Here is a 13,139-nt window from a genome sequence, read left to right on the forward strand (position 1 = left end):
GACAGTAATAAGACAGCAGTAGGCAAATAAAAAAAATAGTTCATGTCTTAGAGTAAATTATTGGGGGGTTTTGTTTACTAATTTAAATCAAGAATGTTTATCCCAAATTTTTGCACTAGTTGCATTATAAAAATGAACTTCTAAGTTATTTTTTCTTTTCTTTGTATCAATCAGATGATTTCTATGCTCCACCATAGTCGAGAGCATATTTATCATATCTTTATTGGGTTCTAATGTTGGATCACCAAATATACTGACATACAGATGTGAAATTGTGCTATCAATTATAGCGTCAATTATATGTTGATCATTTTTTTTAAAGCTTACACCATAAGCTACTACTGAGCCGTTCAACTGCGTAAGACTCCTTAAACCTTTAAGCAAATATCCATTGTGAAGTATTTTTTTTAGTTTGGCTCCCGCATCGCCTTCTGATACAAATAGAGGGAACATTCCTTGTCCAAGAGCTTGAAGAATTTGCTCTTTCAATGCTATGCCAGTTCTAGACCAACAAAACTTTCTTATCTCATGTCCTGCATCAAACAAATGCAAGGCACCATGTAGAAAATAAATCTCCGCGCTAGATGATTGAGTAGTAGGCCAGACAACATATTCATCTTGATAATAATCTTCTTCATCTGCATTTCCATCACAAAATCCATCCCTAAAACCTAGCTCTTCAAGATATTTCATAACTACCCAATATAGTAATAAATCGTAATTTAACGAATATATAGATTTAAAATTGGAAAGAAATTCAAGACAGGATTTATATTGAGGCAAAGTAATACTATTCGGATTATCTGGATGATTGTTAGTAATTGCCTCTACCAACATGTTTTTTAAAAGAGCTTCATCTTGTTTTGCCTGCATTAAGACATTTTCATCAACACTATAAGCAGCGCCTGCAATGCCAAAATACTTCAGCACTTGCATAATATATTCAAAATCGAAGGTATTTACTGATTCAAACAATTCAGGAATTGAAGAGGATAATTTTTGCACAAGTCCCTTTTCTAAAGCCTGCTCATATAGGCTTTTATAAGAAAAAATACTTTTATTAAATGCCATGCTGAAACCGTTACCTAGAAGAAGGGCAGGTTTTTTTTGTGGTGATCTTTGTGTTTCATTGAGTACTTCTGAAAAGTCCATAATATGCGTGATATTCATTTTGGTTCCTCATTAAATCAACCCCTTGACGTGGGGGCTTAAGACTAGACTGCTATTAGCTTACATAGTGTTCTTGCATAAATTTAAAAAAAAGATGTTGCATTGGAGTTTGGGGTCGTCTTGTCTCTTGCCTTATAAGACTCATTTCTGGCAAAATTATTAACTATTCACTGATTAAATCATTCAGGCAAAAGATAAGACATGCTCCCATGACGTGAATATTAATCCATCAAGTTCTTAAATCCTGCTGGGATCCATAGGATTTTGACGTGATCGTGATCTCCCTGCCATCTAGCAAGATCACTCTTTATTTTATTTATAATCTTAAGCTCATCACGAAACTTATCTGCATTTTTTCTACCATTGCAAATATGATAATTATTTTCATAACAAGTAAAAAGGGAGATTATAGGTGTACTAGGAATGATACCATTTCCCCTATTTTCCTTCACAAAATTTAATCCCTCTTTTATTGCTAGAATATCTGCCTTAATCGGTGATATATCCTCACCAACATCTAATTTAGACTGACTCTGATATAGAACTTCAAAATCGGGAGACGAAATGGAGAAAACAAATTGATTTTTCTTACCCTTTACAAAGATATTTATATTGTTAGATTTGGACATGCTGTTCCTCAATAATGTAGCCTTATTGGGGTTGTTTTTTCCTTATCTGCAATATAAACCCACAAAGGCTGCTGGTTGGATAATCCATAAATTTCCTTGGATTTCATTCTAATAATAGCTTAAAAGTCGACCAAAGTCAAGTTTTTTGTAATTATATTGTAAATTTCATTGCATTTTAAGAAATTAATGCTAAGCGAATTTAACCATCATTGTATTTTTTACTTTTGGTTTATATATTTATAAAGGGTAGTTTTTCCAATGCCAACCATCTTACAAATTGATTGGATAGAATGCTTTTTAGTGGCATAAAGAGTTTTAACTAGCTCTTTTTGTTCGCTTGTAAGCTTTTCTGGCTGCCCTCCCTGCCGTCCTCTAGCTCTGGCGGCTTCGAGACCAGCTGAGGTTCGCTCCTTGATTAAGTTACGTTCGAACTCTGAAAGTGCCCCAAAAACATGGGTTTTCGGGATATTTTAAATATTGCCTACCTTATTTCAGGATTCCTATACAAGCCTTTTACACTTATTAATGACGTTCCCACCTTATATGAATTTTTGGTAAAGAAACTTTTCTTTGATTGAACATTTTCCATACGTCATCTAGCTTAAAATTATTTCCCCAAAGATAGGATATATAATGCAGGTGTGGCAAGCCATGATGATTTTCAATTTTTTCTATATCTTTAAAATCAAAGTAAAATATATGCCATTTGGATTTATCCAAATTATAAAAAGCATGCACAGAAATGTATTTCTTTTTATCATGTTCTGCTATCATTTTTCTAAAAATTTTTCTTTTAAGCTGAGAATCATTGCTGGTAGAAAAAAGGTCTTTTTCCTCATCGCTCACTTTATCTTCTTTTGAAAGAAAAGTGTTATGCTTTTTTTGCCAATAGAGACCTAGTAGGCCACAGTTAATTATAAAATTTGAAAATTCATCCTCTTGTATAATGATATTTTTTATAATTGCTTCCACTTCTTGTTTGCTTTTTGCCTCTATAATTTTTCTAAAATTATTAGGGATGTGTTTTTCAATTTGCTGATTTCTAAAGATTATTCTTTGATAATATTCTAATACTGGGTCCATATTATGTAATTTCCTGCCTACCTTATATGAGTTTTGGGATCAATAATTCAATTACTGAGCAAATAAAACGTTCATATCTTTTTCTGCTTGTTCTAGAAAGACAATGCAGTAACCTATGACTACTTTAGTATGGTTTTCCTCAACCTCACAGTGTACTCCCCTTCCACGACCATCATCTTTCATCTTATAGAAACTTAACGGAAATGAGTGAGCTTGAGATGATAAAAACTCATATAATCCTCTAAATGTATTTTTATTCAAACCCATTTTAACCACAAGATCATCCTGGCTTACCATTAAGGGCTTTTTTCCTTTCAAAAATTCTTTTTGCTGCTTATCAGGCAATGAGAGGAAATATTTGTTTTTATTTAAACGATTTTCCAAATCTTTTACAGTTTCTTGAAATTTATCAATGCCATTTTTTATACCTAATTTCTCATAAAGACTTATTCTTGCTTTACAATCATGTAAATTAAAAATATTCCAACGACAACCCCATTCACTTTTACTTATTTTATCAATACATAAGTAATAAAAAATCAGGTAGCACTCTATTATATTTCTAGTTAAAGACGCAGCTGATGCATAATCCCAATGTCCATCTTCTCTATCAGGAAGTACTGATAATAGAGTTTTTGCAGTTACACACATTTTTGTAAATAATACAGAAGAATAAAAATGCTGTTGCGATTTAGAAGGAATATTTGCGAAAGCACGTGAGGTATGTATACATTTTGCGACGAAACTTTCAAAATTATTTTTTGATTCATAATAGCTCATAAACATCCTTATTCAATATTAAAAATCTCACTGGTTAATATATTTGTAAAGTGTAGTCTTCCCAACACCGACCATCTTGCAGATAGATTGAATTGAATGCTTTTTATTAGCGTACAGTGTTTTTACCAGCTCCTTCTGCTCATCACTGAGTTTTTCTGGTCGTCCCCCTTGCCGACCCCTAGCTCTTGCAGCCTCAAGTCCAGCAAGAGTACGCTCTTTTATTAAATTACGTTCAAACTCAGAAAGGGCACCAAATACATGAAACATAAATTTTCCAGAAGGAGTTTCAGTATTAATAGCTTCTGTTACACTATGAAAACCAATTCCCTTTTCTTCCAACTTACTTACATAAGAAATAAGGTGTTTGAGAGATCGCCCTAACCTATCCAATCGCCAAACAACTAAAACATCTCCTTCTCTAAGAAAATTTTCGACTTTCTCTAATCCGGGGCGTTCGGATACTGAACCACTAATTTTATCCGTAAAAATTTGTTCACATCCTGCTTTCTTTAACTCATCAAGTTGCAAGTCTAAATTTTGTTCATGTGTGGAAACTCTGGCATACCCTACTCTCATTATTATTCCCTTTGTTCAGAAAGACTAAAAGAATAGATTAAAATGAACTTTGATTAATGTATAGAGTTTTCGAACTGGTTTTTGCAGTGAATTACAAATTTTTGAGCATCAATTTCGGGCGTCCACAAACCCATCATTTTACGAATCATAACGACAAATGGGTTCGTTTTGCCTTAATACTATTATTCTTCAGCAACTCAATTAGCTAGCATAAGTAATTAAATTAATACTATTCTATTCGTTGAAATCGAGGAACTGTTTTTCCATGATGAATGACATTCTCAAAAAACATTTGCATAGGGCGAACCCAAAGCTGGTTATCACCAAATTGATCACAATGATAAAGTGCCCTATACACTATCATCTCTTCATCTGTTTCACTATGACGCGCTCGGCCAATGACTTCATATAATTTTTCGTTTTTATAATGCCTGTATTTTCCATAGATAATTGGATCAGCTAACATTTACACTCTTGTGATTAATAGCCATTAGTTTTCACTGACTGGTTTATACTACTATTGCATCGGTACCAAAACTGGTACCAAATATTTCTGACGGGGTATGGATAATTTTATAAAACCCTTACTGGGCTTGGTCGGGACGGAAGGATTTGAACCTTCGACCACTAGCACCCCATGCTAGTGCGCTACCAGGCTGCGCTACGCCCCGATTGGTTAGGCATGATATCTAAATAAGGCTAAAATAACAAGGGTTATGGTTTACTATCATGAGTGAAGTATAAGTTCATGGCTTGTCTGAGTTTTATTTCGCTCAAATAGGCCCTACTTGATTTCTGGTATTTTTGGCCACGATTTTAGAACTTTCTGAAGTACCAGCGCATGATTATGTTGAAGATCTTTTGCCGCATAAAACAAAGTGACTGGTGAAGTGCTCGCTAACGCCAAAACGTGTTCTATCAATTCGGGTTTCTCTTTTAACTCCTGAGCATACCGCTTTGCAAACTCATGCCAATGCTCACTGTCTTGATGAAACCATTTCCTCAAAGCCGGACTTGGAGCTATGTCTTTCAGCCACATATCCAGAAGAAAACTGTCTTTTTTTATTCCCCGAGGCCATAATCGGTCTACAAGTATCCATAGCCCTTCTTTGTGTTCCGGTGGAGAGTACACTCTGGATAAAGTAATTTCGGGTACCGTCATATTATGTCATCCGTATCATTGGAAAAATTTCAGGGCCATTTTAATCTCTTTGATTATATGGATAAGATAGGGGGTTATCTCTAATCGTTCGGACTGAGGAGGCATTAATGCTGTCTCGAAGCCTTGTATGAAATTTAATGTTTCGTGCCAAGGCTTCGAGACGATGCTTATGCATCCCTCAGCCTGAACGACTCCTGGAGATCAACTGCTTCTTATATAATCCTTATCCATAACTTACTTTAATTAAGAATAGCATGATGGAGAAATTTTTCCGCTCATCCTTGCCTGGGAAAAATTATATCCAATCAGGTAATTTAGGGCCTCGGCTAATATCAAATGGATTTGGCAGGGATGATTTATATTCTTCCCCTACCAAATCTTTTTCCATTGTCGCTTTCGATTTTTCCGGATATTTTACTGATTGGTTTTGATGTTGCAAAGCCAGTGTATTGCTGGGTAACAAATTTTTATCCATCAATTGTTGCACAAACAAATCATAATATTTAGGGCTGGGTATCTTTATCGTCAAACTATTACCCTCTCTGGCAAGCGTAATTGTTTCCAGAGGAACCTGTGGGTCTTTTATTGAATTTTTAAAAAGGTTAAATTCCTTCGCAATCATCTCATACAACTCATCCAGAGCATTCTGCTCTTCATTGCCAAGCTCGCGCTTGCCTTGCAACACCAATAAACCAAGCTCCATGTTCAGAGTCATATTGACTAAAGCAAGGGGGTCTTTAAATTCAAAAACAAAATCTTCATCCTCTGGCAAATGCCATAGGCCGCTATGCAATAGTAGTTGTTCTATGTTTGTAACATTGGCAGGATTCTTTGGTGCGAGCAATTGATGATCATTATCATCCACTTTGTCGTCAGAAGCGCTATCCGATCCGCCACCCCCAGAACCGCCGCCATGACCACGACAAAAAGGTAATCCTAATGAACGACAGATACTGCAGGGATTATTTTCAATTGCACGTGCACGTTCATCTTTTTGCGTTTCTTCTCTTTTCTTTACCACAACCATTATTTTAAACCTTGGAGTTACTAACAGGCAAATGATAATTTAAAATGAATGTTTCATTTGGCAACTTGGTGAATTTTGCAAAAAATTTACAATAAACTACACTTTGAACCTCATTACGGAGATCAAGGCACATTTTTGGGATTAGGGTTCAAGGTAGGAGTATAGCGAGCTTCTCTTTGCTCTTCAATTTCATCATCTGTTCCATCTTGTCCTGTTGTTTCATATCCGGGAACACCATCACCGACTAAATCCACTTCATCACCACGGGTGAATTGGTTATGATCCATATCATTATCTGACCCTTCCAACTTCATTTCCTCAGTCAAAATATCTTTAGGATCCAGGACTGTGTCTGGTTCTGGCTCTAACTCAATCATATTGCTGCCCTTAAATATAATCTTCTCTATATTTAAGTGTAGCAGGGATAGAAAGATAAGAAATTTGGCAAGGATTAGTTTACCGAATACCTTCTGCCCCTTGCTGGGAAAAGACTTAAAAAACCATCGGGTGATATGAAGTTAATGACAGGCTAAACTGCTGCTTCAGTTGGACATAAAGTCTCATTGCCCAATAAGCAAAGAGACCTTTTTTCAAAAAATATAACCATTATTTTCTATTACTATAATAGGCTTTTTATTCTTTGTGCTTCCAGTTTGGAATGAGATATCTGTATATAGCGATTACAACTATTCAGCTCAGCATATTGCAAAGAATAAATGGCATTATCTAATTCTTGTTTTGCTGCAGAATGAACATCCTCTACAATCCAGTCCGCCGCTGTATCAATGTGTATTGAAGCAATAACCAATTTTTCTGCACAGGTTTTTTTAGCCTGGCTGGAAACCAAAGACGCTACTGTTGAAGCCAAGTCATGACACTGTTGTAAAATGGCTTCTTTATTTTCTGATGAATTCGCATAACCGCTTAAAGTTAGAACGGACAAACAGGCTATCAAAGTTGCTTTTAACTTCATGTTAATCATATTAAACTCCTGTAATTGTTTGTATAAAACCGTTTTACATCGAATATCCATAAAATAACCATGCCAGGACCATACCTTCCTAATTCAGCACCATAATCTGGCGGGCAATCGCTCAACTCTAAAATCAAAAAGGCTTAAACAGTTCCTCTTTCTGCAAGAAAAAGGAACTGGAACCGTAATCATTACGGATTAAGAATAGTTATCTTGTGGTATTCAGAACTAACTCGATAAAAGCAGAAAAATCCTTAACCAAAAGCATTAATTCCCGTTATATGTCTTCCCAAGACCAAAGTATGCACATTATCGGTACCTTCATAAGTGAAGACCGACTCCAGATTCAGCATATGCCGAATGACATGATACTCAAGACTAATTCCATTCCCGCCCATTAGATTCCTACATTTTCTCGCAATTTTCAATGCTTCACGGCAAGCATTCCCCTTAGCCAGAGAAATCATAGTCGGTGTCTCACGATGCTGATCCTTTAAACGCCCAATCTGCAAATTAAGGCATTGTGCTTTAATAATTTCTGTATACATATCAGCCAAATCTTTTTGAATCAACTGAAACGAAGCCAAAGGTTTGGCAAACTGCTTGCGTTCCAGCAAATAATCCCGAGCGATATCAAAGCAAGCCATGGCAGCGCCCATTGCTCCCCATGCGATACCATAACGCGCCTGACTCAAGCAACTTAACGCAGCTCCAAGCCCTTTTTCACTTTTCGGCAATAAATTCTCGTCTGGAACAAAAACATTATCAAAAACCAGCTCCCCGGTAATGGAGGCTCGTAAAGACATCTTTAACTTAATTTCAGGACAACTCATGCCTTCAGATTTTGTATCGACAATAAAACCACGAATTCCCGCCTCTGTTTTTGCCCACACTATTGCGATGTCTGCGATAGGGGCATTGGTGATCCACATTTTAGCACCATTCAAAATCCAGCCACCTTCAATTTTTTTGGCATGAGTACGCATGCTGGCCGGGTCAGATCCTGAGTCTGGCTCAGTTAATCCAAAGCAACCTATAATATTCCCCGCAGCCATCTCTGGCAGGTAGCGTTTTTTTTGCTCTTCACTGCCAAATTTAAAAATAGGATACATACACAAAGAACTTTGCACAGAAACAAAGCTGCGCAAACCGCTATCACCTCGCTCCAATTCCTGGCATACTAAACCATAGGCAACATAAGAAGCTTCTGCACCCCCATATTCCGCAGGTAAAGTTAAGCCCAACAACCCCAGATCAGCAGATTTTTTTATCAGCTCTTTTGGGAAATGGGCGTGCTCATAAGATTCAGCCATTAAAGGTATTACGTCATTGCTAACAAAACGAGACACACTATCTCGTATCATGCGCTCGTCATCATGTAATTGTTCATCAAGAAACAACAAGTCGTCCACTTTCCTTCTCCCTTTTATCTGACTGTAATGCGATTACCGCGTCTATAATACTTTCCTGACTTGGCAATAAATACTGCCAAGCAGTTCCTAATGGTATGAAGCAATCTTTGCCCGTAATCCGCTTTATTTTTAACCGTGGCGAAGCCTCTTCCATCAATAATGTCATCAATCCTTCACTAATTGAGCCGCTTTGTCTACCCTCATCAACAATTAAAATACGTTTTGCCTTGGCAATTTCTTTTAAAATGGCGTCTTTTGGCAAGGGGCTGAGCCAGCGCAAATCAATGATCTTAACAGAAATATTATGTGCTTCACGCAAGACCTTTTCCGCCTGGCGAGATAAATAATATCCATTGGCATATGTTAAAATAACAGTATCCCCCTCCCCATATACGCCAACCTCTCCTTGAGAAATCATTTCATCAGGTGACGGGTATTCAAATAACCACCCATTATCTCCCGGGCTATACAAATCCTTGGTCATGTAGAGGGCAATGGGCTCTAAAAACACGACAACCCGCCCTTCCTCATAGGCAAGGCGCATACATGTTCTCAACATTTTTGCTGCGTCCGGGCCATTAGAGGGGCAAGCCACTATAACCCCTGGCAAATCGCGTAAAACGGCTATCGAATTATCGTTATGAAAATGACCGCCAAATCCCTTCTGATAAGCAAGAGAGGCGATTCGAAGTACCATAGGGTTTTGATATTGGCCACTTGAAAAAAAAGATAAAGTGGATGCTTCTCCACGTAATTGATCTTCGGCATTATGCAGATAAGCTAAGAACTGAATTTCCGGAACAGGAATAAAGCCATTATGTGCCAAACCAATAGCAGTACCTATAATGGTCGTTTCATCGAGAAGGGTATCAAAAACCCTGCGTTGCCCAAAACGAGCCTGTAAATCAGCTGTAACTCGATAAACTCCACCTTTCTTTCCTACGTCTTCTCCAAAAATCAACATATTAGGATACTGCATCATCAGATCGGTCAAGGCAAAATTGATCTGCTGGCATAAATTACGCTTTAGGGTGAGTTGATTATAAGCTCCGGCAAATACTTGCGCTCGCCTATTATCATCTGGCAATGAGTATTTTTGCTTTTTATCAATTCGTGGGACAATTGAAGCCATTATTTCTTCAGCAGAACTCATTCTGGGTTCTCTGATTGCCTCGAGTGCCTTGGCTTCAATTAAAGCCCGGTTGTCCTGATAAAGCTCAACCATTGCCTGTAAACTCATCCAACCTTCTCTGTACAAAATTCCTGCTGTATGCAATAAAGGGTCGTTTGCTTCTCGTTGCTCAATTTCTTCCTGAGTGTTGTATTGCGATTCAATATCAGAACCGGCATGGCCCAACAAACGGACACAACGCATGTGCAAGAACACGGGTTGTTTTTTTACTCTTGCCAAATAGTCCGCTTCCTGCGCTTTGGCAAAAACATCCGCAATGTTTAATCCATCACACTCAATGTAATGTATTCCTGGACGAGAAGAAACGGATGACTTAATCCAACTGGATGGAGTAGGTACTGAAATACCGATTCCATTATCTTCACAAATGAACACAATGGGGAGTGGATAGTTTTGCTGGGTTATCCAGGAGCAAGCATTCAATGTGGCTTGGCTCGTTGCATGGTTGGTTGAAGCATCACCAAAGGAACAAAGTATCACGGAATCAGGCGTCAGTTTACTTGGCAATCCTAACTCTCGCGCTCTGGTAATTGATAAAGCAGCGCCTAAAGCTTTTGGTAAATGAGATGCGATAGTCGATGTTTGCGGCGGGATATTTAAAGGGACGCTGCCAAAGACTTTATGCCTGCCCCCTGAGATAGGATCACTTGCCGCAGCCACTAATGACAATAAAATATCCTTTACTCCATCGATTCCAGGTAATTGCTTTGCTCGTTGCAAGAAAAAGGCACCGCTGCGATAGTGCAAAAACGCCATATCACTCGCTCTAAAAACCTGACCCAAAACCGCATTGCCTTCATGACCACTACTTCCTATCGTATAAAAAGAGAGGCCTTTTTCCTTTAATTGTCTCGCAATAATATCAAGAAGCCGGGATTTAATTTGTGAGTCAAAAAATTCTATAGCAGTTTTCTTGTCCAACTCTGCTGTATCGGGGCTCATGCTGCTTCTTAATTGTGGGAAATCCCCTTGCAACACTCTTTTCAGAAATTGTTCATCCACTACACTTGCTCTATCTAACATCACCACACCCTGTTTAAATTGCGCAATGACCAGATGAATAAGGCTATTTCAATTACATTTTGTGTAATGATTACTCTTATATCCATGCCTGGTATCCTTTCCCAACGAACTATAAAGAAATTCATAATTCTGCCGATAATTAAGACGATGAGTATATACTTATTAGACAACTTACGAAACAGTCCAGTGGGGGACGACGATAAGAAAAAGCAGTCTAACTGATGATAAGGATGGTGTATGTCGGTCGAGATGAGCAAAACCTCCAGTGCCAGATTCCCTCCTGGACAAGAAATCAAATTAGCAAAACCGGCGACAGAACTTTATATAGGACAAATTCTGAAAACGGTTGTTGTCACAACTCTGTCTAATGATCAGGTTCTTATCAATATCAATGGGCAAAATCTCAACGCAAAAGCATCTCATCATTTTACACCGGGAGAGTTATTTGAAGTAAAAGTCATAGCGAACCACCCCGAAACCATCCTTGAAGTGCAACAAAAAACACCGCTTCCATCTCTATTGCAAAATGCGTTACTTCAGTATTTACCAAAACAAGCACCAGCTACCAATCTTTTACAGACACTGACTCAATTGATGGCAGAGAATAATTTATCGGCTCCCATCAATCAGGTTATGAAAACCATTTTAGGCAACGTCCCTGTTTTGACTCAATTACCTAATCAACTTATGCAAGCGATTAGTCAAAGTGGTGTTTTCTTAGAATCCAAATTGTTAAAAGGAAAGATACCCCGAGAAATACAATCGGATTTTAAAGGGTTGTGTTTTAAATTATTACACCGTTTAGGCACAGACAGTAAACTCCCAATCAATCTGCCGAACGAATTGGAATCAGGTTTTCTTCAGCAAGCAGCCCTTCCTTTACCAGGAGCTATCCCTCAGCCACTGGCTAAAGACACGATATTGAATCTTATTGGACTATCAACAGAGGCGGTACACCATATTTTACGTGAGCAGGTAACACAGGCATTAGCGCGAATCACGACAAATCAAATTAATTATTTATCGCAGGAGAATCAAGAAGCTTATCTAATCATGCTTGATTTTCCTTTAAAAACCCCCGATGGCATTGATGTAATCCCTATTATGATCAAACAACACAAGGCAGAACCTATGCAACTGTCTAAATGGTCAATATCGTTCGCTTTGAATTTATCCCATTTAGGAAGCATACAAGCTACGGTTTCGATTTACGCTAAAAACATCGATATCAAGGTTAATACTCAGCAATCGTCAACATTGCAACTCCTCAATGATTACCATAAGGATTTGGAAGAAACGCTCTATGAATCGGGTCTTCACTTAAGAGAATGGAAGCTGCAAGTTGGGTTGGAAGAAAATCATATCGATGCCACAAACCTTCGTTTATTGGATATAAAAATATGAAAAGAAAGAAACCCGTCGCTGTTGCATTACGTTATGATGGCAATTCTCCTCCCAAAGTAACCGCTAAAGGAGAAGGTTTATTTGCTCAGCAAATTATCAATACAGCCAAAGAACATGGCATTCCTCTCGAACAAAATCCCGAATTAACAGCGCTCTTGTCTCAAGTTCGCCTCAATGAGGAAATACCCAAAGCACTTTATATTGCCGTAGCCCAAATTTTGGCATTCCTTTATTACATCAATGGAAAGCACTCCAAAGAATAAACCCATTTCAAACGAATTTGAACTTCTTCAGATGAACAAACACGCAAAGGCATCCATAAAACATTGGCAATATCTGAACAAATAATCTACAATTTGGTTAAGTTATGACGAGAGGTTTCGCTATGAAATGGATAATGCTGATCGTTGTTATTATAACAACTGCAGGTTGCTGTTGTACTACAGCAGAAGTAGTTGAATACCAACAAGTGACAGTTGCCGCTCCAGTGGTTGAGCCTGTCATTTTAGATGTCGATGATCCGGAGCCTTTGGATGTGACTACCACCACTATTGAGTTTTACTAGGAAATTATCAGGCTTCACTATTTTCTGAGAATAGTACTAAATTCTATTTTTCAGTCCAGTCTTTAAGTGAAGCCCTACGCAATCACTCAATGCAAGCTAAATTTGTGTCAAAAAAACTTATTAATCTTACGTTAATGTTTGCC

The 13,139-nt window shown here is 37.8% G+C and carries 16 protein-coding genes and 1 tRNA gene; 3 read left to right on the forward strand and 14 right to left on the reverse strand.

The genetic code is table 11. From position 1 onward, the window contains the following. Positions 1–87 precede the first annotated feature (87 nt). The 14 genes from LPG_RS12960 to LPG_RS13025 all read right to left on the reverse strand — a co-directional run bounded on the left by LPG_RS12960 (position 88) and on the right by LPG_RS13025 (position 11,027). On the reverse strand, positions 88–1,170 hold the full coding sequence (locus tag LPG_RS12960; protein WP_010948270.1) for a DUF4917 family protein: 1,083 nt from the start codon (positions 1,168–1,170) through the stop codon (positions 88–90). A gap of 221 nt (positions 1,171–1,391) precedes the next feature. Further along, the gene (locus LPG_RS12965; RefSeq protein ID WP_010948271.1) at positions 1,392–1,799 is read right to left on the reverse strand and encodes a hypothetical protein; all 408 of its coding nucleotides are present in this window, start codon (positions 1,797–1,799) and stop codon (positions 1,392–1,394) included. A 218-nt stretch (positions 1,800–2,017) separates the two neighbouring features. Beyond that, positions 2,018–2,266 (reverse strand): helix-turn-helix domain-containing protein, encoded by a 249-nt coding sequence (locus tag LPG_RS12970; RefSeq protein WP_072364033.1) that lies wholly within the window; start codon positions 2,264–2,266, stop codon positions 2,018–2,020. A gap of 55 nt (positions 2,267–2,321) precedes the next feature. After that, entirely contained in the window at positions 2,322–2,882 is a 561-nt protein-coding gene (locus LPG_RS12975; RefSeq protein WP_010948272.1) for a hypothetical protein, read from the reverse strand. A gap of 51 nt (positions 2,883–2,933) precedes the next feature. Next, the gene (locus LPG_RS12980) at positions 2,934–3,662 is read right to left on the reverse strand and encodes a DUF5677 domain-containing protein (RefSeq protein ID WP_015444014.1); all 729 of its coding nucleotides are present in this window, start codon (positions 3,660–3,662) and stop codon (positions 2,934–2,936) included. A 27-nt stretch (positions 3,663–3,689) separates the two neighbouring features. Beyond that, positions 3,690–4,238, reverse strand: coding sequence for a recombinase family protein (locus tag LPG_RS12985; protein WP_010948274.1), 549 nt, complete (start codon positions 4,236–4,238; stop codon positions 3,690–3,692). Positions 4,239–4,467: 229 nt separating this feature from the next. Further along, entirely contained in the window at positions 4,468–4,704 is a 237-nt protein-coding gene (locus LPG_RS12990; RefSeq protein ID WP_010948275.1) for a DUF1653 domain-containing protein, read from the reverse strand. 128 nt (positions 4,705–4,832) lie between these two features. After that, positions 4,833–4,909: transfer RNA gene (locus LPG_RS12995), tRNA-Pro, on the reverse strand. 113 nt (positions 4,910–5,022) lie between these two features. Then, a complete protein-coding gene (locus LPG_RS13000) occupies positions 5,023–5,400 on the reverse strand; it encodes a DUF488 domain-containing protein (protein ID WP_010948276.1) in 378 nt (125 codons plus the stop codon). Between the two features lie 295 nt (positions 5,401–5,695). After that, positions 5,696–6,454 (reverse strand): Dot/Icm T4SS effector MavM, encoded by a 759-nt coding sequence (mavM, locus tag LPG_RS13005; RefSeq protein ID WP_010948277.1) that lies wholly within the window; start codon positions 6,452–6,454, stop codon positions 5,696–5,698. 95 nt (positions 6,455–6,549) lie between these two features. After that, positions 6,550–6,804 carry a hypothetical protein gene (locus LPG_RS13010; protein WP_010948278.1) on the reverse strand — a complete coding sequence of 85 codons (255 nt, stop codon included), beginning with the start codon at positions 6,802–6,804 and terminating at the stop codon, positions 6,550–6,552. Between the two features lie 242 nt (positions 6,805–7,046). Next, complete coding sequence (locus LPG_RS13015) at positions 7,047–7,409, reverse strand: hypothetical protein (RefSeq protein WP_015444011.1); 363 nt, start codon at positions 7,407–7,409, stop codon at positions 7,047–7,049. 245 nt (positions 7,410–7,654) lie between these two features. Continuing rightward, positions 7,655–8,812, reverse strand: coding sequence for an acyl-CoA dehydrogenase family protein (locus LPG_RS13020; RefSeq protein ID WP_010948280.1), 1,158 nt, complete (start codon positions 8,810–8,812; stop codon positions 7,655–7,657). After that, entirely contained in the window at positions 8,790–11,027 is a 2,238-nt protein-coding gene (locus LPG_RS13025; RefSeq protein WP_015444009.1) for a dehydrogenase E1 component subunit alpha/beta, read from the reverse strand. The genes LPG_RS13020 and LPG_RS13025 overlap by 23 nt, the downstream gene beginning before the upstream one ends. 237 nt (positions 11,028–11,264) lie before the next feature. Here LPG_RS13025 and LPG_RS13030 point away from each other — a divergent pair, with 237 nt between their 5' ends. From LPG_RS13030 to LPG_RS13040, 3 genes are all read left to right on the forward strand, one after another. Next, positions 11,265–12,431, forward strand: a complete 1,167-nt coding sequence (locus tag LPG_RS13030; RefSeq protein ID WP_010948282.1) for a flagellar hook-length control protein FliK — start codon at positions 11,265–11,267, stop codon at positions 12,429–12,431. After that, a complete protein-coding gene (locus LPG_RS13035) occupies positions 12,428–12,694 on the forward strand; it encodes an EscU/YscU/HrcU family type III secretion system export apparatus switch protein (protein WP_011947507.1) in 267 nt (88 codons plus the stop codon). The genes LPG_RS13030 and LPG_RS13035 overlap by 4 nt, the downstream gene beginning before the upstream one ends. A 122-nt stretch (positions 12,695–12,816) precedes the next feature. After that, entirely contained in the window at positions 12,817–12,996 is a 180-nt protein-coding gene (locus tag LPG_RS13040) for a hypothetical protein (RefSeq protein WP_011216460.1), read from the forward strand. Positions 12,997–13,139: the final 143 nt, after the last annotated feature.

The sequence above is a fragment of the Legionella pneumophila subsp. pneumophila str. Philadelphia 1 genome (assembly GCF_000008485.1).
GTDB classification, from domain to species: domain Bacteria; phylum Pseudomonadota; class Gammaproteobacteria; order Legionellales; family Legionellaceae; genus Legionella; species Legionella pneumophila.

Coding starts and splice junctions, on each gene's coding strand:
- LPG_RS12960 (WP_010948270.1), bottom strand. CDS start 1,170: ATGAATATCACGCATATTATGGACTTTTCAGAAGTACTCAATGAAACA.
- LPG_RS12965 (WP_010948271.1), bottom strand. CDS start 1,799: ATGTCCAAATCTAACAATATAAATATCTTTGTAAAGGGTAAGAAAAAT.
- LPG_RS12975 (WP_010948272.1), bottom strand. CDS start 2,882: ATGGACCCAGTATTAGAATATTATCAAAGAATAATCTTTAGAAATCAG.
- LPG_RS12980 (WP_015444014.1), bottom strand. CDS start 3,662: ATGAGCTATTATGAATCAAAAAATAATTTTGAAAGTTTCGTCGCAAAA.
- LPG_RS12985 (WP_010948274.1), bottom strand. CDS start 4,238: ATGAGAGTAGGGTATGCCAGAGTTTCCACACATGAACAAAATTTAGAC.
- LPG_RS12990 (WP_010948275.1), bottom strand. CDS start 4,704: ATGTTAGCTGATCCAATTATCTATGGAAAATACAGGCATTATAAAAAC.
- LPG_RS13000 (WP_010948276.1), bottom strand. CDS start 5,400: ATGACGGTACCCGAAATTACTTTATCCAGAGTGTACTCTCCACCGGAA.
- LPG_RS13010 (WP_010948278.1), bottom strand. CDS start 6,804: ATGATTGAGTTAGAGCCAGAACCAGACACAGTCCTGGATCCTAAAGAT.
- LPG_RS13015 (WP_015444011.1), bottom strand. CDS start 7,409: ATGATTAACATGAAGTTAAAAGCAACTTTGATAGCCTGTTTGTCCGTT.
- LPG_RS13025 (WP_015444009.1), bottom strand. CDS start 11,027: ATGTTAGATAGAGCAAGTGTAGTGGATGAACAATTTCTGAAAAGAGTG.
- LPG_RS13030 (WP_010948282.1), top strand. CDS start 11,265: ATGTCGGTCGAGATGAGCAAAACCTCCAGTGCCAGATTCCCTCCTGGA.
- LPG_RS13035 (WP_011947507.1), top strand. CDS start 12,428: ATGAAAAGAAAGAAACCCGTCGCTGTTGCATTACGTTATGATGGCAAT.
- LPG_RS13040 (WP_011216460.1), top strand. CDS start 12,817: ATGAAATGGATAATGCTGATCGTTGTTATTATAACAACTGCAGGTTGC.